The organism is Pseudomonas fluvialis (assembly GCF_002234375.1).
Lineage (GTDB): Bacteria > Pseudomonadota > Gammaproteobacteria > Pseudomonadales > Pseudomonadaceae > Aquipseudomonas > Aquipseudomonas fluvialis.
The window spans coordinates 67,250-91,705 of the sequence record NZ_NMQV01000001.1 but is presented as its reverse complement, the minus strand read 5'-3'; the positions used below and the strand labels follow the sequence as shown (position 1 = coordinate 91,705).

The 24,456-nt window shown below is 65.0% G+C and carries 26 protein-coding genes; 17 read left to right on the top strand and 9 right to left on the bottom strand.

Annotation, left to right across the window (positions count from 1 at the left end):
• Positions 1-104: 104 nt before the first annotated feature.
• Positions 105-2,381, top strand: coding sequence for a PAS domain-containing sensor histidine kinase (locus CFY91_RS00425; protein WP_093984355.1), 2,277 nt, complete (start codon positions 105-107; stop codon positions 2,379-2,381).
• A 22-nt stretch (positions 2,382-2,403) separates the two neighbouring features.
• Positions 2,404-3,042, top strand: coding sequence for a response regulator transcription factor (locus tag CFY91_RS00420; RefSeq protein WP_093984354.1), 639 nt, complete (start codon positions 2,404-2,406; stop codon positions 3,040-3,042).
• A 5-nt stretch (positions 3,043-3,047) separates the two neighbouring features.
• Here CFY91_RS00420 and CFY91_RS00415 read toward each other — a convergent pair whose 3' ends face one another.
• From CFY91_RS00415 to CFY91_RS00395, 5 genes are all read right to left on the bottom strand, one after another.
• Entirely contained in the window at positions 3,048-5,639 is a 2,592-nt protein-coding gene (locus CFY91_RS00415) for an EAL domain-containing protein (protein ID WP_093984353.1), read from the bottom strand.
• A 59-nt stretch (positions 5,640-5,698) separates the two neighbouring features.
• Entirely contained in the window at positions 5,699-5,986 is a 288-nt protein-coding gene (locus CFY91_RS00410) for a DUF5629 family protein (RefSeq protein WP_093984352.1), read from the bottom strand.
• 52 nt (positions 5,987-6,038) lie between these two features.
• The gene (locus tag CFY91_RS00405) at positions 6,039-6,680 is read right to left on the bottom strand and encodes a Rossmann-fold NAD(P)-binding domain-containing protein (RefSeq protein ID WP_093984351.1); all 642 of its coding nucleotides are present in this window, start codon (positions 6,678-6,680) and stop codon (positions 6,039-6,041) included.
• 103 nt (positions 6,681-6,783) lie between these two features.
• Positions 6,784-6,996, bottom strand: a complete 213-nt coding sequence (locus CFY91_RS00400; protein WP_093984350.1) for an NINE protein — start codon at positions 6,994-6,996, stop codon at positions 6,784-6,786.
• 63 nt (positions 6,997-7,059) lie between these two features.
• Entirely contained in the window at positions 7,060-7,515 is a 456-nt protein-coding gene (locus CFY91_RS00395) for a MaoC family dehydratase (protein WP_093984349.1), read from the bottom strand.
• A 208-nt stretch (positions 7,516-7,723) separates the two neighbouring features.
• Between CFY91_RS00395 and CFY91_RS00390 the strand changes: the two genes are divergently transcribed.
• The 3 genes from CFY91_RS00390 to CFY91_RS00380 are packed head-to-tail and all read left to right on the top strand — an operon-like array spanning position 7,724 to position 9,394.
• Positions 7,724-8,086: a CidA/LrgA family protein gene (locus CFY91_RS00390; protein WP_093984348.1), complete on the top strand. Its 363-nt coding sequence runs from the start codon at positions 7,724-7,726 to the stop codon at positions 8,084-8,086.
• A complete protein-coding gene (locus CFY91_RS00385) occupies positions 8,079-8,792 on the top strand; it encodes an LrgB family protein (protein ID WP_093984347.1) in 714 nt (237 codons plus the stop codon). Before CFY91_RS00390 ends, CFY91_RS00385 begins: the two co-directional genes overlap by 8 nt.
• 17 nt (positions 8,793-8,809) lie before the next feature.
• Positions 8,810-9,394, top strand: a complete 585-nt coding sequence (locus tag CFY91_RS00380) for an LON peptidase substrate-binding domain-containing protein (protein WP_093984346.1) — start codon at positions 8,810-8,812, stop codon at positions 9,392-9,394.
• Position 9,395: 1 nt separating this feature from the next.
• Here the strand turns inward: CFY91_RS00380 and CFY91_RS00375 are convergent, their stop codons facing one another.
• Together CFY91_RS00375 and CFY91_RS00370 are read right to left on the bottom strand one after the other, a co-directional pair.
• Positions 9,396-10,712, bottom strand: a complete 1,317-nt coding sequence (locus CFY91_RS00375) for a bifunctional DedA family/phosphatase PAP2 family protein (RefSeq protein WP_093984345.1) — start codon at positions 10,710-10,712, stop codon at positions 9,396-9,398.
• Positions 10,709-11,398 carry a DNA-3-methyladenine glycosylase gene (locus CFY91_RS00370; protein WP_093984344.1) on the bottom strand — a complete coding sequence of 230 codons (690 nt, stop codon included), beginning with the start codon at positions 11,396-11,398 and terminating at the stop codon, positions 10,709-10,711. The genes CFY91_RS00375 and CFY91_RS00370 overlap by 4 nt, the downstream gene beginning before the upstream one ends.
• Positions 11,399-11,530: 132 nt before the next feature.
• Between CFY91_RS00370 and CFY91_RS00365 the strand changes: the two genes are divergently transcribed.
• The 12 genes from CFY91_RS00365 to lipA all read left to right on the top strand — a co-directional run bounded on the left by CFY91_RS00365 (position 11,531) and on the right by lipA (position 22,629).
• Complete coding sequence (locus CFY91_RS00365) at positions 11,531-12,796, top strand: glutamate-5-semialdehyde dehydrogenase (protein WP_093984412.1); 1,266 nt, start codon at positions 11,531-11,533, stop codon at positions 12,794-12,796.
• Positions 12,796-13,440, top strand: a complete 645-nt coding sequence (gene nadD, locus CFY91_RS00360) for a nicotinate-nucleotide adenylyltransferase (RefSeq protein WP_093984343.1) — start codon at positions 12,796-12,798, stop codon at positions 13,438-13,440. The genes CFY91_RS00365 and nadD overlap by 1 nt, the downstream gene beginning before the upstream one ends.
• Before the next feature lie 12 nt (positions 13,441-13,452).
• The gene (gene rsfS / locus CFY91_RS00355) at positions 13,453-13,803 is read left to right on the top strand and encodes a ribosome silencing factor (RefSeq protein WP_093984342.1); all 351 of its coding nucleotides are present in this window, start codon (positions 13,453-13,455) and stop codon (positions 13,801-13,803) included.
• A 7-nt stretch (positions 13,804-13,810) separates the two neighbouring features.
• Complete coding sequence (gene rlmH / locus CFY91_RS00350; RefSeq protein ID WP_093984341.1) at positions 13,811-14,278, top strand: 23S rRNA (pseudouridine(1915)-N(3))-methyltransferase RlmH; 468 nt, start codon at positions 13,811-13,813, stop codon at positions 14,276-14,278.
• Positions 14,279-14,284: 6 nt separating this feature from the next.
• On the top strand, positions 14,285-16,174 hold the full coding sequence (gene mrdA, locus CFY91_RS00345) for a penicillin-binding protein 2 (RefSeq protein WP_093984340.1): 1,890 nt from the start codon (positions 14,285-14,287) through the stop codon (positions 16,172-16,174).
• 2 nt (positions 16,175-16,176) lie between these two features.
• On the top strand, positions 16,177-17,322 hold the full coding sequence (gene rodA / locus CFY91_RS00340) for a rod shape-determining protein RodA (protein WP_093984411.1): 1,146 nt from the start codon (positions 16,177-16,179) through the stop codon (positions 17,320-17,322).
• 13 nt (positions 17,323-17,335) lie between these two features.
• The gene (gene mltB, locus CFY91_RS00335) at positions 17,336-18,340 is read left to right on the top strand and encodes a lytic murein transglycosylase B (RefSeq protein ID WP_093984410.1); all 1,005 of its coding nucleotides are present in this window, start codon (positions 17,336-17,338) and stop codon (positions 18,338-18,340) included.
• A complete protein-coding gene (locus CFY91_RS00330; RefSeq protein WP_093984339.1) occupies positions 18,337-19,353 on the top strand; it encodes a septal ring lytic transglycosylase RlpA family protein in 1,017 nt (338 codons plus the stop codon). Before mltB ends, CFY91_RS00330 begins: the two co-directional genes overlap by 4 nt.
• Before the next feature lie 70 nt (positions 19,354-19,423).
• Complete coding sequence (locus CFY91_RS00325) at positions 19,424-20,584, top strand: D-alanyl-D-alanine carboxypeptidase family protein (protein WP_093984338.1); 1,161 nt, start codon at positions 19,424-19,426, stop codon at positions 20,582-20,584.
• 127 nt (positions 20,585-20,711) lie between these two features.
• Positions 20,712-20,990, top strand: a complete 279-nt coding sequence (locus tag CFY91_RS00320; RefSeq protein WP_093984337.1) for a DUF493 domain-containing protein — start codon at positions 20,712-20,714, stop codon at positions 20,988-20,990.
• On the top strand, positions 20,990-21,658 hold the full coding sequence (lipB, locus tag CFY91_RS00315; protein WP_093984336.1) for a lipoyl(octanoyl) transferase LipB: 669 nt from the start codon (positions 20,990-20,992) through the stop codon (positions 21,656-21,658). Before CFY91_RS00320 ends, lipB begins: the two co-directional genes overlap by 1 nt.
• Positions 21,655-22,629 (top strand): lipoyl synthase, encoded by a 975-nt coding sequence (lipA, locus tag CFY91_RS00310; protein ID WP_093984335.1) that lies wholly within the window; start codon positions 21,655-21,657, stop codon positions 22,627-22,629. The genes lipB and lipA overlap by 4 nt, the downstream gene beginning before the upstream one ends.
• A gap of 2 nt (positions 22,630-22,631) precedes the next feature.
• Here the strand turns inward: lipA and CFY91_RS00305 are convergent, their stop codons facing one another.
• Both CFY91_RS00305 and CFY91_RS00300 read right to left on the bottom strand, forming a co-directional pair.
• A complete protein-coding gene (locus tag CFY91_RS00305; protein ID WP_093984334.1) occupies positions 22,632-23,201 on the bottom strand; it encodes a COG3904 family protein in 570 nt (189 codons plus the stop codon).
• A 63-nt stretch (positions 23,202-23,264) separates the two neighbouring features.
• Positions 23,265-24,422 (bottom strand): MFS transporter, encoded by a 1,158-nt coding sequence (locus tag CFY91_RS00300; RefSeq protein WP_093984333.1) that lies wholly within the window; start codon positions 24,420-24,422, stop codon positions 23,265-23,267.
• Positions 24,423-24,456: the final 34 nt, after the last annotated feature.

The window sequence follows — 24,456 nt, the reverse complement described above, 5'->3', positions numbered from 1 at the left end:
CTCTAGCGGATACCGGGAGATCACGGGTTTGCTTTATAGAATTTGCCCGGTGAATATGGAATCTATACCAAGGTTGTATAGGTGAATTGCTATATGGTGTTGGCATGACTGCACAGCATGATTTTGCTGCCCTGGCCCTGCAGGGCTGGCTGGCCAGCCTGCGCGAGCAACTGCCCCTGGCGGCGCAGGGCGAGGCCTTGCGTCGCGCCCTGCTCAGTGCGCCCGGGGTGCGCCAGGCGGGCTACCTGGCCTGGCAGGCCAGCAGTGGCATCTATGCCCAGCAGGATGGCGGCCCGGCCCTGCCACCCGGACAGGGTGATCCGCTGCAGGCCAGCGACCTGGCGTTGCACCAGCTGCTGGCCGAGCAGCCTTGCCTGAGCCTGCAACAGGTCCGCCAGCTACCCTGCTGGCTGGCCGGGCGCTTGCGTCGTGCCGCGCTTAGCCAGGGCTGGGTGCTGGCGCTGAGCTGGCAGGCAGATGGCGCCGGGCTGCTCCTGGTGGAGTGCGCGGAAGAGCTGGAGAGCGCCTGGCTGGCCTGGCTGCAGCCGCTATTGAAGCAGTTGGCCAGTCTGGCGGGTGGGCAGCCAGCCAGCAGCCCGTTGCTGGTCAATGACCCGCAGCCCGCGCTGTTGCTGGATGCCGGCGGCCGGCCGCTGGCTTGCAACCCGGCCTTGCTGCGCCTGCTGGGCGAGCGGCCGTTTGCCGACTATGCGCAACTGCTGCCGGTCAATCATGCCGCCTTGCGGCGCGCCTGCTTGCAGCAGCAGCGTGCCATCGATGCGGTGGAGGCGCAGGATGGCGAGCGTAGCCTGGTCTGGTGCTTTATCCCCGAGCCGGCCGAAGGGCGTGTGCTGGCCCGTTGCCGGGAGGCCAGCGAGGAGTTGCGCAGTGCCCGCGAGGCGGCCCAGGCGCGTCGTCTGTACCGGTTGATCACCGAGAACACCACCGACCTGATTTCCCGGCATACCCCGGACGGACGCTTTCTGGATGCCTCGCCAGCCAGTTGGACCTTGCTGGGTTACTGGCCGGAGCAGTTGCGTGGCAGCTCGGTGCGGCGCCTGTTGCACCGCCAGGATCGTCGCCTGCTGCGCCTGGCGGCCCAGGCGCTGGAACAGGATGGCTACCACACCATGACCATGCGCCTGCGCCATCGCCAGGGGCATTATCTGTGGTTCGAAACGGCCAGCCGGGCGATTCGCGAAACCTACACCGGGGCGGTGGTCGAGGTGGTCAGTGTGTCGCGGGATATCACCCTGCGCGTGCAGGCCGAAGAAAACCGCAGGCGCCTGGCCGAGGTGGTCGAGGCCAATACCGATCTGGTGCTGTTTATCGACGCAGCCGGCCAGCTCAGTTACCTCAACCCGGCGGCGCGGCGTGCCCTCGGCCTGGCCCCCGGGGCGGTACTGCCGGCGCTGTGTGAGCTGTTGGCACCGGCGGTGCTGCAGCAGTTGCACGGCAGTGGCCGGCAACTGGCCGAACGCGACGGCGTGTGGAGCAGCGAAGGACAGTTGCGCGCAGCCAGTGGTGCCAGCCTGCCGGTCTCGCTGGTGTTGCTGGCACACCGTGCGGCGGGCGGGGAGCGCTACTACTCGCTGATTGCCCGGGACATGACCGAACGCGAGCTGCGCGAGGCGCAACAGCGTCGTCACCAGGACGAACTGGCGCACACCGCGCGGCTGGTCAGCCTGGGTGAGCTGGCTTCCGGGATCGCCCATGAAATCAACCAGCCGCTGGCAGCCGTGGTCAACTACGCGAGTGCCAGCCAGCGTTACTTGCAAAGCCTGGGGGACAATCCGCAGGCTGCTGAACGCGTGGCCCAGGGGCTGGCGCGGATCACCGAGCAGGCCAACCATGCCTCCGAGGTGATCCGCCGTCTGCGCGCGTTCCTGCGCAAGGGCCAGCGGCGCATGCAGGCCCTGCAACCGGCCGAGCTGATCCATGAGGCGGTGCTGCTCTGCCAGTGGCAGGCCGGCAACAGCCAGATCAGCATCATCGAACAGGCCGAAGGGGCGCTGGGCTGCGTGTATGCCGACCGCGTGCTGCTCGAGCAGGTGCTGCTCAATCTGCTGCGCAATGCCATCGATGCCAACCGCGAGCACTGTGCCGGCCAGCCTTCGCAGATCGTCATCAGTGCGCGGGTGGAGCAGGGCAGCCTGTGCATGCGTGTCGAGGACCAGGGGCCGGGGGTGCCGGCCGAGGCGCTGGAGCACCTGTTTACGCCGTTCTACACCAGCAAGGCGGAAGGCCTGGGGCTGGGCCTGTCGATGAGTCGCAGTATCATCGAAGGCTTTGGTGGCTCGCTGGAGGCACGCCCAGGCGTTAGTGCCGGGCTGTGCCTGGAGTGCCGCCTGCCGCTGGTTCGCCAGGACCACGAACAATGACAAGAAGCCAGGAACACAGCGCATGAATCAGCAGGAACAACGCGTCTACGTGGTGGATGATGACCAGGGCATGCTCGACTCCACCGTCTGGTTGCTGGAGTCGGTCGGCCTGCGCGCGCTGCCATTCACCAGCGGCCAGGCCTTTCTGGCCGCCTGTGACGACCAGTTGCCGGCCTGCGTATTGCTCGATGTGCGCATGCCGGGCATGGGCGGGCTGCACGTGCAGGAAGCACTGCGCCAGCGCGGTCTGAACCTGCCGGTCATTTTCGTTAGCGGGCATGCCGATGTGCCCATCGTGGTACGAGCCTTCAAGGCCGGCGCGGTGGACTTCATCGAGAAACCCTACAACGAGCAACTACTCCTCGACAGCGTGCAACAGGCGCTGGCCAGTCGCGCGCGCCCCGCGGGCGGCGGCGATGCACGGCTGGCCGAGGTGCAGGTGCGCCTGGACAGCCTCACTCCGCGTGAGCGCGATGTGTTGCTGCCGCTGGTGCGCGGTTACACCAATCGCGAAGTGGCCGAGCAACTGCAGATCAGCGTGAAGACCGTGGATCTGTACCGTTCGCGGGTCATGAAGCGCATGCAGGCGGAAAGCCTGCCAGAACTGGTGGGCATGGCGATTGCCGCCGGCCTGCTTGATCCGCTGGCCGTGCGTGACTAGGGCGGTTACTCACCGCGCTCGGCGGGCTTGAACTGGGCCAGGGCCTGGGCCATCAGCGCCTGTTCCAGACGCTCCGGCTGGTCGGGGCGGGCAAACAGGTAGCCCTGGAACAGCGTGCAGCCGGCCTCGACCAATGCCTGGTGCTGGGCACAGCTTTCCACGCCTTCGGCGACCACCTGCAGGTCCAGGCTACGGCCCAGGGCGAGGATGGTGCGCACGATGGCGGCATCATTGGGGTCGTCGAGCAGGTCGTGGATGAAACTGCGGTCGATCTTCAGGCGCGCCAGCGGCAGGCGCTTGAGGTAGCTGAGCGAGGAAAAGCCGGTGCCAAAGTCATCCAGGGTAAAGGCAACGCCATGCTGACGCAGGCGTTGCATGCGCTCGATCAGTCGCTCGGTGTCCTCCGCCAACAGGCTTTCCGTCAGCTCCAGTTCCAGGCCGGCGGCATGTGCGCCGCTGTGCTGCAGGCAGTCGAGCACTTCCTCGACAAACGCCTCATGGTGCAGTTGCGGCATGCTTACGTTGACCGCCAGGCGCAGGTGCGCCAGTTCCGGGCGTGCCTGCCAGCTGGCCAGGCGTTGGCAGGCCTGTTGCAGTAGATAGCGGCCCAGTGGGCGGATCAGCCCGGTGCTTTCCGCCAGCGGGATGAAGGCGCCGGGAGCTACCAGCCCCTGCTGCGGGTGCTGCCAGCGCGCCAGGGCTTCGGCGCCGACCACCCGACCTTGCACATCGACCTGCGCCTGGTAGTGCAGGATGAACTCGCCCGCGGCCAGGCCGCGGCGCATGTCGGCTTCCAGCTGGGTGCGGGCGAGCAGCTGGGCCTGCATGTGCGGATTGAAAAAGCGCAGGGTGTTGCGCCCGCCGGACTTGGCTTCATACATCGCCAGGTCGGCACGCTTGAGCAGGTCTTCCGGATTGCCGGCGGCATCCGAGAACAGCGCGATGCCGATGCTTGCTCCGCTGCTGCGTGGCTGGCCGAGTAATTCGTAAGGCTGACTGAGGGTGCCAAGCAGCTTGTTGGCCACCGTGCCGATTTCCGCCAGGGCCCGACTGCGTTCGCGCGGCAGGTTTTCCAGCATCAGCACGAACTCATCGCCGCCCAGGCGTGCCAGGGTATCGCCCTGGCGCAGACAGCTACTCAGGCGCTGGGCGACCTGCATCAGCAGCTGATCGCCAACCGCGTGGCCGAGGGTGTCGTTGATGTTCTTGAAGTGGTCCAGATCGATGAACAGCAGGGCGCCTTCCAGGCCGCTGCGCTGTTGCTGGGCCAGGGCGTGCTGCAGTCGTTCCTGCAGCAGGCGGCGGTTGGGCAGCCCGGTGAGCGAGTCGTAGAACGCCAGGCGGTGAATCTGCGCCTGGTTCTGCTTGTGCTCGCTGATATCGGTGGAGATGCCACACAGACCGATGACCTCGCCCTGGGCATTGCGCAAGGGCAGCTTGACCGTCAGGTAGACATGCACCCGGCTGTCGCCGGGCATGCAGAGGTTTTCTTCCAGCTCGATGCGCTGGCCATCGAGCAGAACACGGCGGTCGTTGTCGCGCAGCTGGGCTACGGTATGGCTGTCGAAGAACGCGCTGTCATCCAGGCCGAGGATCGTCGCCTGCGGCATGCCGTAGAGTTCGGCGATCTTGCGGTTGGCGTACTGGTAGCGCCCCTGGCGATCCTTGATGTAGATGCAGGCTTCGACGGTGTCGAGAATGGTGTTCAGGCGCTCTTCGCTGGCCTGTAGGTGGCGGGTCTTCTCCCTGACCTGCTGGCGCAGCCAGGCACTGGCCGCCAGGCTGACCAGCAGCAGTGCGGCGAGGCTGGCCAGCAGCCACCACAGCAGCGGCGGGATGAGCGGCTGCGCCGTGCTGCCGGTCCAGCGTTGCAGGATGCGTGTGTACGGCGAGTCCTCCATTGCCTGCCACTGGCGCAGGCGGGCTTCGATAGCGTTGAGCACGCCGGCCTGGCGCCCCTTGGCGCTGGCATAGAACAGGCGGGCCGGCATGAACATGATCGGCGTGCTGTGCAGCTGATAGTCACGTGCCTGGTAGTTGCCGTACTGGAAGTTGGCCACTGCGGCATCCACCTGCCCATCGCGGGCCAGGTTGAAGCCTTCCTGCAGGCTGGCTACCGGCACCAGTTCAGCCTGTACGGCGAAGGCGGCCAGTTGCTCGGCCAGATAATGCTGCTGCACCGAGCCTTGCAGTACGGCGATGCGCGCGCCCTGCAGGTCGAGCAGTGACTGCGCAGCCTGGCTCTTGCGGCTATACAGCTGCGACCAGCTGTAGAGTACCGGGGTGGCATGGAAGTCCATGACGCGACTGCGTTCTTCACTCCAGGCCACATCCGGCATCAGGTCGATGCGTCCGTCCTGCAAGGCCTGCAGGCATTCCTGCCACTGACAAGGCACGTGGTGCAGTTGCCAGCCTTCGGCCTGGGCGATTTCCTCGAGTAGCTCGCCGAAGATGCCGCCCAGGGGGTGCTGGGCGTTGCTGATGACCTTGGGCGGGTTGTCATAGCTGCCCACGCGCAGCTGGAGTTGCGCCAGGAGCGGCGCAGGCAGACCCAGCAGCAGGCAGCAAAGACAGGCGTTAAACAGGCGCGGCAGCATGGCTCGAGACTCTCCAGTGGGTGTCTCAACTGTAGATGCTGGCTGGCGTTTTGCCTGTTTCAGGCGCTGCTGTCGCTGCCTTCCGCACTGTCGAGATTGTCGCCAGTGAATGCGCCCAGGCATTGCAGGCGATGGCTGCCAAGCCGCCAGCAATCCTCGCCAGGGTCATACTGTGCCGCGGCCAGCTCGGCCTGGTTGAACTGCCAGTGGCGTGCCTGGCTGCCATCCTGGCAGTCAATGCGCAGGGCCGGTTCGCCGCTTGGCGCGTAGTGGAACTGCCAGGCGTGCAGGTCGTCGATCAACAACAGGTCGGCGCCTTGCAGGGCTTCGCAGAGGGTCATGGGCATGCTCGGGCAGGCTCCGTGTAAAGGGGGCGCGATTGTAACCGCTGTGGCCGGCTCAGCGCCCCAGGCGACGCAACTCCGCCGACTCGACGATGCGCAGGCCGTCGCCCTGCTCCAGGGCCAGGCGCCAGAGCGCGCGGGCCAATACGCTGGCCTCGATGGCTTGCAGGTTGCCGGGCAGGTAGCGCAGCAGTGGCGCAGCCAGGCGTTCGGCCAGGCGCGGGCGGGCGCGCTCGCCGATCAGTAGCGAGGGGCGTACCAGGGTCAGCTGTGGCCAGCCCTGCTGGCTGAGCGCCTGTTCCACCTCGCCCTTGACCCGGTTGTAGAGCAGGCGTGAACCGGCATTGGCGCCCAGCGCACTGATCACCAGCAAATGGCGAACGCCCAGCGCACGGGCGCGTTCGGCAAATCCCAGTACCAGGGCTTTTTCCAGTGTCTGAAAGGTCTGGCTGTTGCCGGCATCGTGCAGCGTGCTGCCCAAGCAGCAGAATGCGCTATCGAAAGGGCCTTGCAGCTGGGGCAGCAGGTCGAGCAGTTCACCTTGCGGGTTGCTCAGGCGTGGGTGTTCGGTGAGCGTGCGTCGGCTGGGTGCGACGACCTGGGTTACCGTTGGCTCGCTGAGCAGGCGATCCAGCAGGTGGCTGCCGCACAGCCCGCTGGCGCCGGCCAGCAGGATACGTTGGGGGGTGGGTTGCATGAAGGGGGCTCCGCCAGTCCGATGCCCTCAGTGTGGCATGTCCGAAGGGACTGTGGGTATGGCAGGGCGCCCGCCTGGGGCTGCCCGTCCAGAACGGTTGGATTCAGGTCCACTCGGTGAGCTTTTGGCCCTGCTTGTCGGTGAAAGCGCCGATGATGATCATGATCCAGTCGATCAGTGCCCAGATACCCAGGCCGCCGAGGGTCAGTAGTTGCAGGATGCCGGTGCCGATCTTGCCGACGTAGAAACGGTGGGCGCCGAAGCAGCCGAGGAAGAAGCACAGCAGGAAGGCCGGCAGAATGCGTTTTTCGCTCATCATCTGTCCTTGGATGAATATCAAGAAGGTAAATGGCCGCGCCGAAGCGCGGCACAGGCTAGCTTAAACGAAGCACAGGGTGAGCGGTTCGGCGACGTAGGCCGGCTTGGCCTCGCCTTCGATCTCCAGCACGGTGCGGGCCTTGAGCAGCCACTGGCCGGGATTTTTTTCCTGGGCGTCGAGCAGGGTCAGGCCGAGGCGAACGCGCGCGCCGACCTTGACCGGCTGAATGAAGCGTACGCTGTCCAGGCCGTAGTTGACGGCCATCTTCAGGCCCTTGGGCAGCGGCATCAGGCCTTCCATGAGCTTGGGGATCAAAGACAGCGAGAGGAAGCCGTGGGCGATGGTGCAGCCGAAGGGGGTAAGTTTGGCCTTTTCCGGATCGACGTGGATGAACTGATGGTCACCGGTGCATTCGGCGAACTGGTTGACACGTTCCTGATCGATCTGAATCCAGTCGGAGAATCCAAGGTCCTTGCCCACGCAGGCAAGCAGTTCCTCGAGAGTAACGTATGGCATAGCGTCTCCTGGGGTGGTGCTGTTTGTTGTTTTTGTCTGGCGCGTCACTGCGCCTTTGCGCTAACAAATGCCAGTGCGCTGGGCTGAGGTCAAGCATTTGTTTGTGCGGCCATGGTCGCTAGGCGAGAAGCTGACCGAACGGCCTATAATGGCGTTTTAGAGCGTGGCGCCCGGTTGAACGGGTTGCCCGAAGAGGAGGATGGTGCCGATGCTGTTGCGCGGTCTGACCACACTGGTGCTGTTTCAGTTGCTGGGCAGCATGCTCAGCGCGCTGCTGTTGCCGATGTTGCCCGGAGCGATTCTGGGCATGCTGCTGCTGTTCGTTTTTCTCATGCTGCGCCGCGAAGTGGGCGAGCCGCTGAGCGTGGCGGCCAACAGCCTGTTGCGCTACCTGCCGTTGCTGCTGGTGCCGCCCGCGGTCGGGGTGATGGTCTACGCGGCGGCGATCTGGGCTGATGCCTGGGCGATTGTCGGGGCGTTGGTCGTGTCGTTGCTGCTGTCGCTGCTGTTCTGTGGCTGGCTGATGCAGCGCCTGATCGAGCGCCAGCAACAGGAGAAGCACGATGTTTGACGGCCAGGCGGCGTTGCGTGCATTGATTGATCATCCGCTGTTCTGTTTCGCACTGACCCTGGCAGCCTACCAGCTGGCCCTGGCGCTGTATGAGCGCACGCGCTGGGTGGTCATGCAGCCGGTGCTGCTGGCCATGCTCATGGTGATTCCGGTGTTGCTGCTGTGCGATATCGATTTTGCCCGTTATCGCGATGGCACCCAGTTGCTCAGCCTGTTTCTCGGCCCGGCCACTGTCGCCCTGGCGGTGCCGCTGTATCTCAACCTGCGGCGGATTCGCCAGTTATTCTGGCCGGTTGTGCTGACCCTGGCGATTGGCGGGCTGTTCGCCACCCTGGCAGGCGTAGGGCTGGCGTGGTGGTTCGGTGCCGATGAGATGGTGCTGATGACGCTGCTACCCAAGTCGGTGACGTCGCCCATCGCCATGCTGGTGGCCGAGCAGATTGGTGGCGTGGCGGCACTGGCGGCAGTGTTCGTGCTGATCACCGGGGTGCTCGGGGCGATCTTCGGCCCGCCCCTGCTGAGCTGGATCGGTGTGCGCCATCCGGCTGCGCGGGGCATGGCGCTGGGCATTACCGCGCACGCGGTAGGCACTGCCCAGGCCCTGCAGGAAAGCGAGGAGACCGGGGCGTTTTCCGCGCTGGCGATGAGCGTGCTGGGGGCGGCTACGGCCATTCTCCTGCCGCTGGCGGTACTCTTCTTGCGTTGACCGGGTGAGGTGCCAGCATGCTTCAGTCGTTAGCGCTGTTCCCTCTGCAGACCGTGCTGTTTCCGGGCTGTCTGCTCGACCTGCAGCTGTTCGAGCCGCGTTATCTGGACATGCTCAGCCGCTGCCTGCGCCAGGGCAGTGGCTTTGGCGTGGTGGCGCTGCTGGAAGGGGGTGAAGTGGGCGCGTCGGCCCGGCGTCTGTCGGCCCTGGGCTGCGAGGCCGAGGTGTGCGACTGGCAGCAGTTACCCAACGGCCTGCTGGGGGTAAGGGTACGCGGCGCACGGCGCTTTCGTCTGCATGACTGGCAGGCGCAGCCCGATCAATTGCTGCTGGGCGACATCGACTGGCTGGCCGAGCAGGCAGATGTCGCGCTGCAGGCCGAGCACGAGGAGTTGTTGCTGCTGCGTGAAGCGCTAGCCTGTCATCCGCAGGTCGCTGATCTGCTGGCAGAGCGCCGCCCGCGTGGGCTGCAGGCGCTGACCTGGGAGCTGGCCTACCTGCTGCCGCTGCAGCGTGATGAAAAGCTGCGCCTGCTCGCCCAGGACGATCCGTGCGCGCGCTGTACGCAGTTGCGCGAACTGCTCGAACAGTTGCAGGGCTGATTCAGTAGCGATAGCGCAGCACGGCGGCGTCCAGCTGCCAACTGGCCAGGCCAGCCAGTACGACCAGCAGCAACGGCAGCAGGCCAAGCCACAAGCGGCGCGGCAAGGCGGGCAGGCGTTGTTGCTGTTGCATCAGGTATAGCCCGCCGGCACAGCAGAACATGGCCAGCAGCGCGCCGGCGAGGATGTCGCTGGGCCAGTGTACGCCCAGGTACAGGCGTGACAGCGCGATGGCTGTGGCGGGTAGCGCCGCGATCGCCAGCCAGGTCAGGCGCAGGCGGGCCGGCTGGCCGCGTCCGGCCAGAACCCCCAACACCAGGCACAAGGCGAAGGCCGCGGCGCTATGGCCGCTGGGCATGCTGTGAGTTTCCAGAGCCTGTTGCAGTACATCCGGGCGGCTGCGCGCCAGTAACAGCTTCAGGCCGGCATTGCTCAGCGCGCAGCCAATCAGCACGATGGCCGCCCACAGAGCGGCCTGGCGCTGGCGTGCCGCCGTCAGCAGTGCGACCAGCAGCAGGCCGGCCAGCAACTGGCTGCGCAGGTCGCCCAGGCGCGTTAGCCAGACCATCCAGCTGTCCAGCCAGGGTTGGCGCAGGCTTTGTACCAGGTGCATCAGTCCGCGGTCGAAATCCTCCAGCCATGGCCAACCCAGGAGCAGGCCGAGCAGGCCGGCCAGGGCCAGCAGGGCACAGAGCAGGCTGGCCTGGCGCCGTTCGCGCAGGCTGGCCTGGGCGGCGATCAGCAGCAAGCCCAGTAGACCCAGCGCGAGCAGGCCGGCCTGTTGCCAGAAGCTGCTGCTCAACGGCAGGCGCAAGGCAGCGCCGGTGGCCCAGCCGGGTAGCAGGTAGGCCACGGCCCAGCCGGCCGAGGCCAGCAGGCTGATGGCCAGGAACTGGCCGGCGGGCAGGCGCAGCATGCCGGCGGTCATGGGTAGCAGCGGGCGCAGCGGGCCGATGAAGCGGCCGACCAGCAGGCTGGCCATGCCGTAGCGCTGCATGTACTGCTCGGCGCTCTGCAGCGCTTGCGGATGATCGCGCAGCCAGGGCAGGCGCTGGAGGCGTGCCTGGCAGCTGCGCCCCAGGGCGTAGGACAGCAGATCGCCACACAGCGCGCCCGCCCAGGCCCAGAGCAATGTCTGGGCGAGCGACAGATGACCGCTGCCGGCCAGCGTCGCCACGCCAAACAGCAGCACTACGCCTGGCAGGAGGATGCCGACGATGGCCAGGCATTCCAGCAGGGCAATGGCAAAGATCGCCAGTGCCAGCCATTGCGGATGGCTGGCGAGCAGTGCGTGGGCTGCATTCAGCCAGTCGCTCATGGCGGCGTCTCCAGCCATTGATAGTCCTGCCCGGCACGCTGGCCGCGGCGTAAGGGATTGCGCGTGCAGCAGGCGGCATAGTCGGCGTCGACGAAACGGTAGGGCAGGTGCTCGTCACGGCCAGGGGGAATGCCCAGGCGCTGGGTCTGGATGATGGCGCGTGGGCGCAGTCCCAGGTCGCTGACGAACAGGCGCTGGGTGTCGAAGGGCTGGGCGTTCCACTCGCTGACCTTGAGCCCGAGGGCGCGGCAGAGCAGGGTCTGTCCGGCACACAGGCGCTCGACAGACCGCGCTCGCCCTTGCCGGTCAGGGTTGTTGTGCTGCATGCGCGCCAGGGCCTGGGCGTCGCTCAGCGCGTCCTGCCAGGGATAAGCAGACTTGATCAGTACCGCATTGCCGGGGCCGGCGGCGCTGAAGTTCAGTGAATCGCCGCCGCGTGCGTAGTACATGTAGATATATCCGCCGTCCATGAACAGCGCGCGGCGCTTCTCGGTGTAACCCAGCGAGGCATGGCTGCCTTTCTCGGCCAGATAGTAGGCTTCGGTTTCGATGATCCGCGCGCTCAGCCACAGGCCGTTGTGGTAATGGCGGATCACCTTGCCCAGCAAGGCCTGGGCCAGGCACTGCGCGTCACGTTGGAAGAAACTGGCCGGCAGGGGCCGGTCGATACGAGAAGAACAGCTCATGCGGGGGTCCCGAAGGGGGGCGGCAGGCGCGGATTATACCGATTGGCGGCAGCGGTTGCTGCTGTGCAGCCTGGTGCCGCGCTGGGTATACTCAGCGGCTTTCTCCGACGTTCGTCCAGCGAGACCGACCCGATGACCGAGACCGTACTCGACTACATGACCCGCCTGGGACGTGCCGCCCGCGAGGCCTCGCGTCAGCTGGCGCGGGCCAGTACCGCGCAGAGGAATCATGCCCTGCTGGCTGCCGCCGAGGCCCTGGATGCCGAGCGCGAAGCGCTGTTGCAGGCCAATCAACTGGATCTGCAGGCTGGCCGGAAAAACGGGCTGGATGAGGCGATGCTGGATCGCCTGGCGCTGACCCCGGCACGCATCGACGACATGATCGAAGGCCTGCGCCAGGTGGCCGCCCTGCCGGACCCGATCGGTGAGATCCGCGACATGCGCTACATGCCTTCAGGTATTCAGGTCGGCAAGATGCGCGTGGCGCTGGGGGTGATCGGCATCATCTATGAATCGCGTCCTAACGTGACCATCGATGCGGCCAGCCTGTGCCTCAAGTCCGGCAATGCCACCATCCTGCGCGGCGGCTCGGAGGCCATCCATTCCAATCAGGCGATTGCCCGCTGTGTGCAGCAGGGTATCGCCGCTGCCGGCTTGCCGGCTGCCGTGGTGCAGGTGGTGGAAACCACCGATCGGGCGGCCGTGGGTGCGCTGATCAGCATGCCCGAGTATGTCGATGTGATTGTGCCGCGTGGCGGCAAGAGCCTGATCGAACGCATCAGCCGCGAGGCGCGCGTACCGGTAATCAAGCATCTGGATGGCGTCTGCCATGTCTATATCGACCAGGCTGCCGATCTGGACAAGGCGGTGCGCGTGGCTGACAACGCCAAGACCCAGCGCTATGCGCCGTGCAATACCATGGAAACGCTGCTGGTGCATCGCGCCATCGCTGCGCGCGTACTGCCGCCGCTGGGCGAGATCTACCAGACCAAGGGGGTGGAGCTGCGTGGCTGTGCGGCGACCCGCGAGCTGCTGGGCAGTGCGGTGCTGGCGGCCAGCGAGGATGACTGGTTTGCCGAATACAATGCGCCGATCCTGGCAATCCGTATTGTCGATTCGCTGGAAGCGGCCATCGAGCACATCAATCACTACGGCTCGCAGCACACCGATGCGATCATCACCGAGAACTTCAGTGATGCGCGGCGCTTCCTTGCTGAGGTTGATTCCAGTTCGGTGATGGTTAATGCCTCGACACGCTTTGCCGATGGTTTTGAATATGGCCTGGGCGCAGAAATCGGTATCTCCACCGACAAGCTGCATGCGCGCGGCCCGGTCGGCCTGCACGGCCTGACCAGCGAGAAATACGTGGTGTTCGGCGACGGCCACGTACGCAGCTGATGAGCCGTCGCATCGGCCTGCTCGGCGGCACCTTCGACCCCATTCATATCGGCCACCTGCGGGCGGCCGTGGAAGTGGCCGAACTGCTGCAGTTGCAGGAGTTGCGCCTGCTGCCCAGTGCACGGCCACCGCATCGCCAGGCACCGCAAGCCAGTGCCGAGCAGCGCCTGGCGATGGTGCGCCTGGCCGTGCAGGACCTGCCGCCGTTGTGCGTGGATGATCGCGAGCTGTCTCGGCAGGCCCCGTCCTATACCTATGACACGCTGTGTTCGCTGCGCAGTGAGCTGGCTGCGCAGGACAGCCTGCTGCTGGTGTTGGGCTGGGATGCCTTCTGCGGCCTGCCGAGCTGGCACCGCTGGACGGAGTTGCTGGAGTTGTGCCACATCCTGGTGTTGCAGCGCCCGGATGCCGACAGCGAGGCGCCCGAAGTGCTGCGCGACCTGCTGGCGGCGCGCAGTGTGGCCGATCCTGGGCAACTGCAAGGGCCGGCCGGACAGATTGCCTGTGTCTGGCAGACCCCGCTGGCGGTGTCGGCCACGCAGATTCGCCATTTGCTGGCAGAGAACCGCTCGGTGCGCTACCTGGTGCCCGATGCCGTACTCGCCTATATCCAGCAGCACGGACTGTACCGTGCTGCTCATTGAACCGAGGTAACGATGCAAAACGAACAACTGCTCCAGCTGGCGATCGCCGCCCTGGAAGATCTCAAGGCCAAGGACATCACGACCATCGATGTGCGCGGCAAGACCAGCATCACCGATTTCATGGTGATTGCCAGCGGTACTTCCGGGCGCCACGTCAAGTCGCTTGCCGAGAACGTGCTGGAGAAGGTCAAGGAACAGGGTGTGCGGCCGGTCGGCAACGAAGGCCTGGATGGCGGCGAATGGGCGCTGCTCGACCTGGGTGACGTGGTTGTGCATGTCATGCAGGAAGCTACCCGCGAGTTCTATGACCTGGAGCGTCTGTGGCAGGGCGCCGAACAGAGCCGCGCGCAACACCAGGAGTAACACGGCCGTGCGCATCAGGCTGATCTGCGTGGGCTCGCGCATGCCGCGCTGGGTGGAAGACGGCTGGCAGGAATATGCCAAGCGCCTGCCGCCCGAGCTGCCTCTGGAACTGGTGGAAATACCCCTGCACACGCGCAGCAAGAATGCCGATGTGGCCCGGCTGATCCGCCAGGAAGGCGAGGCCATGCTGGCCAAGGTGCAGCCGGGGGAACGCATCGTCACTCTGGAAGTCCAAGGGCGACCCTGGAGTACCGAGCAGTTGGCCGAGCAGTTGGCGCGCTGGCGCCTCGAGGCGCGCAACGTCAACCTCATGGTCGGCGGTCCGGAAGGGCTGGCGCCGGAGGTCTGTGCGCGCAGCGAGCAGCGCTGGTCGCTGTCGCCGCTGACCCTACCCCATCCGCTGGTGCGTATCCTGCTGGGTGAGCAGATCTACCGGGCCTGGACCGTACTCAACGGCCACCCCTACCACAAGTAAGCGTCGATGCCGCAGCCGATCCGCCTCAAGGACCACGAACGCGATGCCCGCCTGGTGAAACGCCGGGTGCTGGTCAGTGCCGCGGTGGTGCTGCTGCTGATGAGCGTGCTGCTGGCGCGCCTGTATTACCTGCAGGTGGTGCAGTACGAGTATCACTCGACCCTGGCGGAAAACAACCGCATCCATGTGCAGCCGATTCCGCCGACTCGCGGGCTGATCTACGACCGCAACGGGGTGATCCTGGCGGACAACCGGCCCAGCTTCAGCCTGACCCTGACCCGCGAGCGTGCCGGCGACTGGCAGCAGGTGCTGGATCAGGTGGTCGAGGTGCTTGAATTGGGCGAGGAAGAGCGTGCCTTGTTCGAGCGGCGCACTCGCCAGGGCCGCCGGCCTTTCGAGCCGGTGCCGATCATGTTCGAGTTGTCGGAAGAGCAGATCGCGCGGATCGCCGTCAATCAGTTTCGTTTGCCCGGCGTCGACGTGGCGGCGCAACTGGTCCGCCATTACCCGCTCAAGGAGCATTTTGCCCATTCGGTGGGGTATGTCGGGCGGATCAATGAACAAGAGCTGAAAAACCTCGATCCGACCAATTACAGCGGCACCCACCATATCGGCAAGACGGGGCTGGAGAAATTCTACGAAGATCAGTTGCATGGTCAGGTGGGCTACGAGGAGGTTGAGACCAATGCCCGTGGCCGGGTGCTGCGGGTACTCAAGCGCACCGACCCCAAGCCGGGGGCTGATCTGCACCTGACCCTGGATGTACGCCTGCAGGAAGCTGCCGAAGAGGCGCTGGGCGGTCGACGTGGTGCCATCGTGGCGATCCAGCCGGACAGCGGCGAAGTGTTGGCGATGGTCAGTCAGCCGAGCTTCGATCCCAACCCCTTCGTCACCGGCATCGGTTTCAAGGCTTATGCCGAGTTGCGCGACTCCATCGACCGGCCGCTGTACAACCGTGTGTTGCGCGGCCTTTACCCGCCGGGTTCGACGATCAAGCCAATGGTCGCTGCGGCGGGGCTGGATGCCGGGGTGATTACCCGCAGTTCGCGGGTTTTCGATCCGGGCTTCTTCCAGCTGCCCAACCATAGTCACAAGTACCGCAACTGGAATCGCAATGGCGATGGCTGGGTCGATATGGAACTGGCCATTGCCCGCTCCAACGACACCTACTTCTACGATCTGGCCAACCGGTTGGGTATTGATCGTCTGCACCAGTACATGAGTGCCTACGGTTTTGGTCAGCGCGTGGCGCTGGATATGTACGAGGAAACCGGCGGATTGATGCCGTCGCGCGAGTGGAAGCGCAACCGCTATCGCCAAGCCTGGTACCCGGGGGAAACGCTGATCCTCGGTATTGGCCAGGGCTATATGCAGGCCACGCCCTTGCAGTTGGCCCAGGCCACGGCGCTGGTGGCTACCCGCGGTCGGTGGATTCGCCCGCACCTGGCGCGCAGCCTGGATGGCACGCCGCCGGTCGACCCCAAGCCGATGCCGGATATCGTCTACCGCGATCCACGTACCTGGGACCTGATTCGCCAGGGCATGGAGGCGGTGTTGCACAGTCCGCGCGGCACCGCCAACAAGGTCGGTGCGGCGTCGCTCTATCGGATTGCCGGCAAGAGCGGCACGGCGCAGGTGGTGGCGATCAAGCAGGGCGAGAAGTATGACCGCAACAAGGTGGCTGAACGGCATCGTGACCATGCGCTGTTTATTGCCTTCGCGCCGGCCGAAGCACCGCAGATTGCCGTGGCGGTCATGGTCGAGAACGGCGAATCGGGGTCGGGTGTGGCGGCGCCGGTGGCCAAGGCGGTGATGGATGCCTGGCTGCTCGACGAGCAGGGCCAGCTTAAGGCCGAGTATGCCGCTGCGCTGCCTGGCGCCGGGAGCAAGCCATGAATATGACGGGTAATTTCGATCGGACCATTTCCCAGGAGGATGTGCTCAAGCGACGTGCCAGCCTGCTGCAGCGCCTGCACATCGACGGCATCCTGTTGCTGTTGCTGGTCACTCTGGCCTGTGCCGGCTTGTTCATCCTCTATTCGGCGAGTGGCAAGAACTGGGAGCTGCTCTATAAACAGGCCAGCTCTTTTGCCATCGGCCTGGCGGCCATGCTGGTGATTGCCCAGATCGAGCCGCGCTTCATGGCGCGCTGGGTGCCGCTGGCCTACCTGGGTGGCTTGTTGTTGCTGGTCTGGGTGGAGTTGTTCGGCTACACGGCGATGGGCGCGACCCGCTGGATTCATATTCCTGGGGTGATGCGGTTCCAGCCCTCCGAGCTGATGAAAATCATCATGCCGATGACCATCGCCTGGTATCTGGCGCGGCACAACCTGCCGCCGCGCCTCAAACATATCGCCATCAGCCTGGTGCTGATCGGCATGCCGGTGGTGCTGATTGCCAAGCAACCTGATCTGGGAACTTCGTTGCTGATCCTGGCCGCTGGCGTGTTCGTGCTGTTTGTCGGCGGGCTGCGCTGGCGCTGGATGCTGGGTGCGTTGGCCGCCGCCGTGCCGCTGGCTGTCGCGCTGTGGACCTTCTACATGCACGACTATCAGAAGCGCCGGGTGCTGACCTTTCTCGACCCGGAGAACGATCCCTTGGGGGCTGGCTGGAACATTATTCAGTCCAAGGCCGCCATTGGCTCGGGGGGCGTGTGGGGCAAGGGCTGGTTGCAAGGCACCCAGTCGCATCTGGATTTTTTGCCGGAAAGCCACACGGACTTTATCATTGCCGTGCTTGGCGAAGAGTTCGGCATGGTCGGCATCGCTATTTTGTTGTTGCTGTACCTGCTATTGATTGCTCGTGGCCTTATGATCACCGCCCAGGCGCAGACGCTGTTTGGCAAGTTGCTGGCGGGCAGCCTGACCCTGACCTTTTTCGTCTATGTGTTTGTCAACATCGGCATGGTCAGCGGCCTGTTGCCCGTCGTGGGGGTGCCCTTGCCCTTCATCAGCCTGGGAGGAACTTCGCTGGTGACGCTGCTGTCCAGTTTCGGGATTTTGATGGCGATCCATACCCATCGCAAATGGATTGCCCAGGTTTGAAAGAGTGCAGAATTTGAACGGAAATTGGCTTTTACAGGTGCGTCGCGGCGCCCTGGCATTGTTGGTCGGCCTAGGCCTGCAGAGTGCTGCGCAGGCGGCTGACTACAGTGGTGTACCTGCCGTCGAGCAATTCATCGAGCAGATGACCCGTGAACATGGCTTTGCCGGCGAGCAATTGCAGCGGCTGTTTGCCCAGGCAGAGCGCAAGCAGGCCATTCTCGACGCCATTTCGCGCCCCGCCGAACGGGTCCGCCCCTGGAGCGAATACCGGCCGATTTTCATTACCGAAGCACGCATTCAGAAGGGCCAGGCGTTTGCCCGTCAGCATGCCGAGGCGCTGGCGCGTGCCGAGCGCGAATATGGCGTGGCCGCCGAGGTTATCGTGGCGATCATTGGTGTGGAAACCTTCTACGGTGGCAATACCGGCAGCTGGCGGGTGCTCGATGCACTGTCCACACTGTGTTTCGACTATCCGCCGCGTGCGCCGTTCTTCTGCCAGCAGTTGCGCGAGTTTCTCCTGCTGACCCGTGAGGAGCAGGTTGACCCGCTCAGCCTCAAGGGCTCCTATGCCGGGGCCATGGGCTTGCCGCAGTTCATGCCGGGCAGCTTCCGTGCCTATGCGGTGGATTTTGATGGTGATGGGCATATCAATATCTGGACCAATCCGGTGGATGCCATTGGCAGTGTCGCCAGCTACTTCAAGGCGCACGGCTGGAAGAGCGGTGAGCCGGTGGTCAGTCGTGCCGAACTGCGCGACGCCTCCGCCGTCGATGCGCTGAGCCCTGGGCTGGACGCGACCAGTACGGTCGGCAAGCTGCGCGCCTTGGGCTGGCGTAGCCAGGACGTACTGCGTGATGACCTGCCGGTGACGGCATTCCGTCAGGATGGAGCCGAAGGTGTCGAGTACTGGATGGGCCTGCCCAACTTCTTCACCATCACCCGCTACAACCGCAGCCTGATGTACGCCCTGGCGGTGCATCAGCTGTCTGAGGAAATTGCCCGCCGAGGTATTCGATGAGCCGTCGCCTGAGCCTGAGCCTGCTGGCTTTCAGCGTGCTGCTGGCGAGTTGCACCACCAGCCGTACCCCACAGCCTGTGGCGCCGGTAGCCCAGGGTGGGGTGATCTCCGGTCCCGGTAACTACCAGCGTCCTTCGCGGGATGGTGCGCCCTGGTGGGACGTTGATGTATCGCGCATTCCCGATGCGGTACCCATGCCCCATTATGGCAAGTTCAAGGCCAATCCCTATACGGTTTTCGGGCAGACCTACTACCCGATCAGTGATGCGCGCAATTATCGCGCCACGGGTATTGCCTCCTGGTACGGCACCAAGTTTCACGGGCAGGCCACTGCCAATGGCGAGGCTTATGACCTGTACGGCATGACCGCAGCGCACAAGACCCTGCCGTTGCCCAGCTACGTGCGGGTGACCAACCTGGAGAATGGCCGTACGGTGATCCTGCGCGTCAATGACCGCGGGCCGTTCTATTCCGACCGCATCATCGACCTGTCGTTTGCCGCCGCCAAGAAGCTCGGTTATGCCGAGAGTGGTACGGCACGGGTCAAGGTCGAAGGCATCGATCCGCACCAGTGGTGGGCCCAGCAGGGGCGTCCGGTGCCCATGGTCCTGGCCCAGCCGCAGCAGGTTGCGCAACCCCTCACCAGTCAGGTGCAGAGCGCCCCGCAGGCGGCTGCCCCGCTGGCGGTCGAGCAGTACACGCCACCGCCCCAGCAACATGCGGCTGCCGTGCTGCCGGTGGAAGTCGACGTAAAAAAAAACGCTTTACCCGCAGCCTCTGGCCTGTATCTCCAACTGGCAGCCTTCGCCAATCCCGACGCTGCCGAGCTGCTCAAAGCCAAGTTGAGCGCAGCCGTGAGTGCGCCGGTCTTGATCAGTTCGGTGGTGCGCAACCAGCAGATACTGCACCGCGTGCGGCTCGGGCCCTTGTCCAGCCAGAGCGAGGCTGAACGCCTGCGTGACGACCTGAGCCTGGCCAACTTCGGCCTGGCCACCCTGGTGCGTGGCGATTGAGTTTTTCCATGCCCTTGTGCAGGCCTTGGCCTGGGCAGGGGTGCTGTCCCGCTGACCCTTAGAGAGAACGATGAACATTCTGACCCTTGGCAAATCCCTTCTGCTGACCCTGTCCCTGAGCCTTGCCGGCCTGGCCCAGGCCAGCGCCCCGGCACTGCCGGCCGCGCCGCAGCTGGCGGCCAAGTCCTACGTGCTGATGGATGCCGCCAGCGGCAAGGTGCTGGTGGAAAACAATGGCGACCAGCGCCTGCCGCCCGCCAGCCTGACCAAGCTGATGACCGCCTACATCGCCACCCTGGAAATCCGTAACGGCAAGATCGGCGAGCAGGACATGGTGACTGTCAGCGAAAAGGCCTGGCGTACCGGCGGCTCGCGCATGTTCATCCAGGTCAACACCCAGGTCAGCGTCAGCGACCTGCTGCACGGCATCATCATCCAGTCCGGCAACGATGCCAGTGTGGCGATCGCCGAGTACATTGCCGGCAGCGAGGAAGCCTTCGCTGACATGATGAATGCCACTGCGCAGCGCCTGGGCATGCACAACACGCATTTCGTCAATGCCACGGGCCTGCCAGACCCCAACCACTATTCCAGCGCGCACGACATGGCCATCCTGGCGCGGGCAATCATCCTCGAAGACCCCGAGCACTATGCGATCTACTCGCAGAAGGAGTTCTTCTGGAACAACATCAAGCAGCCCAACCGCAACCTGCTGCTGTGGCGCGACAAGACGGTCGATGGCCTGAAGACCGGGCATACCGAGGAGGCAGGCTTCTGCCTGGTGGCGTCAGCGGTGCGTGACAACGCACGGATGATCACTTCGGTATTCGGTACGGTCAGCGAGCAGGCGCGTGCCGCGGAAACCCAGAAACTGCTGACCTACGGCTTCCGCTTCTTCGAAACCAAGACCTTCTTCCAGAAAGGCGCCGAGCTGGCCCAGGCGACGGTCTGGAAAGGTACGACACGCCAGGTCAAGGCCGGCTTGGCCGAAGACCTCAGCCTGACCCTGCCCAAGGGCCAGATGGCCCAATTGCAGGCCGGCATGCTGCTCAACCCGCAGCTGGAAGCCCCGATCGAAGCCGGTCAGGTGATTGGCAAGGTCGAGGTCAAGCTGGGCGAGCAACTGGTGCACAGCAGCGATCTGGTGGCCCTGGAAGCAGTTGAGCAGGGTGGTTTCTTCCGCCGTCTGTGGGACAGCGTACGACTGTTCTTCTTCAACCTGTTCAACTGAGGTCGCATGGACGCCCTGCGGGGCGTCCGGCAAACTTGCCCGGGCCTGCTTGCAATCGGCCAGGCACGCCCCCATTTGCTGTCTACCCGACAGCCCCTTGCCAACAGGCCACAAGCCTGCAGAAGTCATGAACGATACCGACGTACAAGCTCCGAAAATCGAGTTCCCCTGCGAGCGCTACCCGATCAAGGTGATCGGCGAGGCGGGCGAGGGCTTCACCGAGCTGATCATCGAGGTGATGCAGCGCCATGCGCCGGATTTCGATGCCGGCAGCCTGGTGATCCGCGATAGCCGCAATGGTCGCTTCCTGTCCGTGCAGGTGCTGATCACCGCCACGGGTGTCGAGCAGTTGCAGGCCATCCATGTCGACCTGCGCGCCACCGGGCGCGTGCACATGGTGTTGTGATGGACGGCGCGCCGCTGCCCCCGTTGGGCGTGCGCGATCTGGGGCTGCAGCCCTATCTCCCCACCTGGCAGGCGATGCAGCGCTTCACGGATGCGCGCGGCCCCGAGACGCCTGACGAAATCTGGCTGTTGCAGCATCCGCCGGTATTTACCCAGGGCCAGGCCGGCAAGGCCGAACACCTGCTGTTCCCCGGCGATATTCCGGTGGTGCAGGTCGATCGCGGTGGTCAGGTGACCTACCACGGTCCGGGGCAGCTGGTGGCTTACCTGCTGCTCGATGTGCGCCGCAAGGGTCTCGGCGTACGGGAGCTGGTCAGCCGTATCGAGCAGAGCCTGGTCGCCTTGCTGGCCGAATATGGCGTCAGTGCCGCGCCACGTGCCGATGCGCCGGGGGTGTATGTGGGCGCGGCGAAGATCGCCTCGCTGGGCCTGCGCATCCGCCGCGGTTGTTCTTTCCATGGCCTGGCACTCAACCTCGACATGGATCTGCAGCCGTTCAGTCGTATCAACCCCTGTGGCTATGCGGGCATGGCCATGACTCAGTTGCGCGAGCTGATCGACGCCCCGGTGGATTTCGCCAGGGTCAGTGGCCAATTGCGCGAACAGCTCGTCACACACCTCGATTACCCAGTACAGCAGACCCTCGCGGGCGGTATCGAATCCCTATGAGTAGTGAAAACCCCGCCGGCAAGCCGGCCAAAGTCGAAGCTGGCGTCAAGCTGCGCGGTGCCGAGAAGGTCGCGCGTATTCCGGTGAAGATCATTCCCACCGACGAGTTGCCGCGCAAGCCGGACTGGATTCGCGTGCGCGTGCCGGTGTCGGCCGAAGTCGACCAGATCAAGAGCACGCTGCGTCAGCACAAGCTGCACAGCGTCTGCGAGGAAGCGTCCTGCCCGAACCTGGGCGAGTGCTTCTCCAGTGGCACCGCGACCTTCATGATCATGGGCGATATCTGTACAAGGCGCTGCCCGTTCTGCGATGTCGGCCATGGCCGGCCCAAGCCGCTCGACCCCGACGAGCCGCGGAACCTGGCCAAGGCGATTGCCGACATGCGCCTGAAGTACGTGGTGATCACCTCGGTCGACCGTGATGATCTGCGTGATGGCGGAGCTCAGCATTTTGCCGACTGCCTGCGCGAGATTCGCCGCCTGTCGCCGAGCATCCAGCTGGAAACCCTGGTGCCGGACTACCGTGGGCGCATGGAGATTGCTCTGGATATCACTGCCAGCGAGCCGCCGGATGTGTTCAACCACAACCTGGAAACCGTGCCGCGGCTGTACCGTGCTGCGCGTCCCGGCTCCGACTTCGAGTGGTCGCTGGACCTGCTGGAAAACTTCAAGAAGCGCGTGCCAGGGGTACCGACCAAATCCGGGTTGATGCTCGGCCTGGGCGAGACCGACGAGGAAGTGCTGGAGGTCATGCAGCGCATGCGCGAGCACGAGATCGACATGCTTACCTTGGGTCAGTATCTACAGCCGTCACGCAGCCACATGGCCGTGCAGCGCTTCGTACATCCGGACACCTTTGCCTGGTTTGCCGAGGAAGGTGCGCGCATGGGCTTCAAGAATGTGGCCTCCGGCCCGCTGGTACGCTCCTCCTACCATGCCGACCAGCAGGCGCACGGTGGCGGCTGCAAGTAGCCTCAGTGCAGCCCGTAGCGACTGAGCTCCAGCGCGGAGAGCAGTCGCGGGCTGTGCGGGGCGATGGCCTGCATGTCGCGGAACAGCTGTGCGGAAACGCCCATTTCGCGCAGGTAGTGCTGCGGGTTATAGCGCTGCTGGCGGGCCTGCTCGGCGCCCAGGCTGGAGTCGGCACCCGGATAGGCGGGGCGATGCAGGCCTACCGCACCGCGTATGGTGCGTGACTGCCCGGCAGCCAGCAGGTAGACACAGCTGCCCTGGCACACCGCGTGGGACGCTACCAGCGCAACAAAACCGGTTTCGCGCAGCAGGCGGCCCATGCGCAGGGCTTCCGGCACGCTGCCGCCAATGCTGTCGAGCAGCAGCAGTTTCTGCTGGTAGTGCCCCGGGTGGTCGCGCAGCCCCTTGAGCAGGGTTTCGTAGTCGCCTGGCGCGATGTCGGCGGAAACCTTGGCCACCAAGACTCGTCCCAGGCGCTGGTGATCCACCGGCAGCACTTCGACCTGGGCCAGTGCAGGCGACAGGCCAAGGCTGCTCAGGACAAACAGAACAAGGGCGGGAATACGCAACATGACGGGTGGGTCTCCTCGGCGCGGCAGTGGCACCGGCATGTTACGTGTTGCGCGGGTGAGCGGCTAGCTGGCCGGCAGGCTGTGGCGCAGACGATGCGCGCTGCCCAGCGCGGTCACCACGAACAGGCCGGCGGCCAGGCTCAGTGCCAGGGGCAGGCCGTGGCTGGCCAGGCCCATCAGCGCGCCACTGAGCAGCGGCCCGCTGAGACTGCCCACGCCCCACAGCAGGCCGACACAGGCGTTGGCGGTAACCAGGTCCTGGCCACGGAAGTCCTGACCAATCAGTACCAGGGCCAGGGTGTATACGCCGCCGGCTACCGCGCCGAGCAGCGCCAGGCTTGGCCAGAGCAGCCAGGGGTGTTGCATCAGCCAGGGCAGTGCCATGCCTAGCAGCAGAGCCAGAACCCCGCAGGTCAGGTGCAGGCGGCGGCGGTCCAGGCGATCCGACAGCCAACCCAGCGGCACCTGGCAGAGCATGTCGCCGAGCAGGATCAGCGTGGCCATGAAGGCCGCCGCAGCCACCGCATAGCCATGGCCGCTGGCATAAACCGGGAACAGCGACAGCACCACGCTATCGAAGAAGGCGAAGAACAGCACGCCCATGCACAGCGCCGGGGCTACCCGGAAAAAGCCCACCAGGGAGAAACTGCGCGTGGCGTGTGCGGCAACCTGCCCCCAGCCGGCCGGCAGATAGGCATAGACCAGTAGCAACGCGAGCAGATTGGCCAGACTGACCAGGCCGATCAGCCAGGGGCTGGCGGCGCCGAACAGGCCGATCATCGCCGGGCCGACCAACTGGAAACCGGTGAAGCAGGCGGCATACAACGCCACCACCTGACCGCGGCGCGCCTCGCTGCACAGTTCGTTGACCCACGACTCGCCGAGAATGACCAGGATGCCCATGGCCAGGCCCAGGCCCAGGCGCGCCAGGCCCAGAAACCAGGCTGAGGGCTGTGGCCACTCTAGGACGGCGCAGCACAGCAGGGCGACGGCAAAGCTGCCCAGGTACAGGTGTCGGCCGCTCAAGCGGCGCTGCAATGGATTGATCAGCAGCGCGGCGATGATCATCCCGGCGGCGGGTAGCGCACTGAACAGGCCGATCAGCCAGGGACTGGCGCCGTCCTCGTGCAGACGTAGGGAAACCAGGGGCAGGGTGGCGCCCATGCTCAGACCGACCACCGAAACGGCGAAGATCAGCAGGGCCAGCAGATAGTTACGCATCAAAAGACTCCCACCCGGATACGGACAGCCGGGC

Bases quoted from the DNA above. Each gene is read 5' to 3' on its own strand.
- CFY91_RS00425 (WP_093984355.1), top strand. From the start codon at position 105: ATGACTGCACAGCATGATTTTGCTGCCCTGGCCCTGCAGGGCTGGCTG.
- CFY91_RS00420 (WP_093984354.1), top strand. From the start codon at position 2,404: ATGAATCAGCAGGAACAACGCGTCTACGTGGTGGATGATGACCAGGGC.
- CFY91_RS00415 (WP_093984353.1), bottom strand. From the start codon at position 5,639: ATGCTGCCGCGCCTGTTTAACGCCTGTCTTTGCTGCCTGCTGCTGGGT.
- CFY91_RS00410 (WP_093984352.1), bottom strand. From the start codon at position 5,986: ATGCCCATGACCCTCTGCGAAGCCCTGCAAGGCGCCGACCTGTTGTTG.
- CFY91_RS00405 (WP_093984351.1), bottom strand. From the start codon at position 6,680: ATGCAACCCACCCCCCAACGTATCCTGCTGGCCGGCGCCAGCGGGCTG.
- CFY91_RS00400 (WP_093984350.1), bottom strand. From the start codon at position 6,996: ATGAGCGAAAAACGCATTCTGCCGGCCTTCCTGCTGTGCTTCTTCCTC.
- CFY91_RS00395 (WP_093984349.1), bottom strand. From the start codon at position 7,515: ATGCCATACGTTACTCTCGAGGAACTGCTTGCCTGCGTGGGCAAGGAC.
- CFY91_RS00390 (WP_093984348.1), top strand. From the start codon at position 7,724: ATGCTGTTGCGCGGTCTGACCACACTGGTGCTGTTTCAGTTGCTGGGC.
- CFY91_RS00385 (WP_093984347.1), top strand. From the start codon at position 8,079: ATGTTTGACGGCCAGGCGGCGTTGCGTGCATTGATTGATCATCCGCTG.
- CFY91_RS00380 (WP_093984346.1), top strand. From the start codon at position 8,810: ATGCTTCAGTCGTTAGCGCTGTTCCCTCTGCAGACCGTGCTGTTTCCG.
- CFY91_RS00375 (WP_093984345.1), bottom strand. From the start codon at position 10,712: ATGAGCGACTGGCTGAATGCAGCCCACGCACTGCTCGCCAGCCATCCG.
- CFY91_RS00370 (WP_093984344.1), bottom strand. From the start codon at position 11,398: ATGAGCTGTTCTTCTCGTATCGACCGGCCCCTGCCGGCCAGTTTCTTC.
- CFY91_RS00365 (WP_093984412.1), top strand. From the start codon at position 11,531: ATGACCGAGACCGTACTCGACTACATGACCCGCCTGGGACGTGCCGCC.
- nadD (WP_093984343.1), top strand. From the start codon at position 12,796: ATGAGCCGTCGCATCGGCCTGCTCGGCGGCACCTTCGACCCCATTCAT.
- rsfS (WP_093984342.1), top strand. From the start codon at position 13,453: ATGCAAAACGAACAACTGCTCCAGCTGGCGATCGCCGCCCTGGAAGAT.
- mrdA (WP_093984340.1), top strand. From the start codon at position 14,285: ATGCCGCAGCCGATCCGCCTCAAGGACCACGAACGCGATGCCCGCCTG.
- rodA (WP_093984411.1), top strand. From the start codon at position 16,177: ATGACGGGTAATTTCGATCGGACCATTTCCCAGGAGGATGTGCTCAAG.
- CFY91_RS00330 (WP_093984339.1), top strand. From the start codon at position 18,337: ATGAGCCGTCGCCTGAGCCTGAGCCTGCTGGCTTTCAGCGTGCTGCTG.
- CFY91_RS00325 (WP_093984338.1), top strand. From the start codon at position 19,424: ATGAACATTCTGACCCTTGGCAAATCCCTTCTGCTGACCCTGTCCCTG.
- CFY91_RS00320 (WP_093984337.1), top strand. From the start codon at position 20,712: ATGAACGATACCGACGTACAAGCTCCGAAAATCGAGTTCCCCTGCGAG.
- lipB (WP_093984336.1), top strand. From the start codon at position 20,990: ATGGACGGCGCGCCGCTGCCCCCGTTGGGCGTGCGCGATCTGGGGCTG.
- lipA (WP_093984335.1), top strand. From the start codon at position 21,655: ATGAGTAGTGAAAACCCCGCCGGCAAGCCGGCCAAAGTCGAAGCTGGC.
- CFY91_RS00305 (WP_093984334.1), bottom strand. From the start codon at position 23,201: ATGTTGCGTATTCCCGCCCTTGTTCTGTTTGTCCTGAGCAGCCTTGGC.
- CFY91_RS00300 (WP_093984333.1), bottom strand. From the start codon at position 24,422: ATGCGTAACTATCTGCTGGCCCTGCTGATCTTCGCCGTTTCGGTGGTC.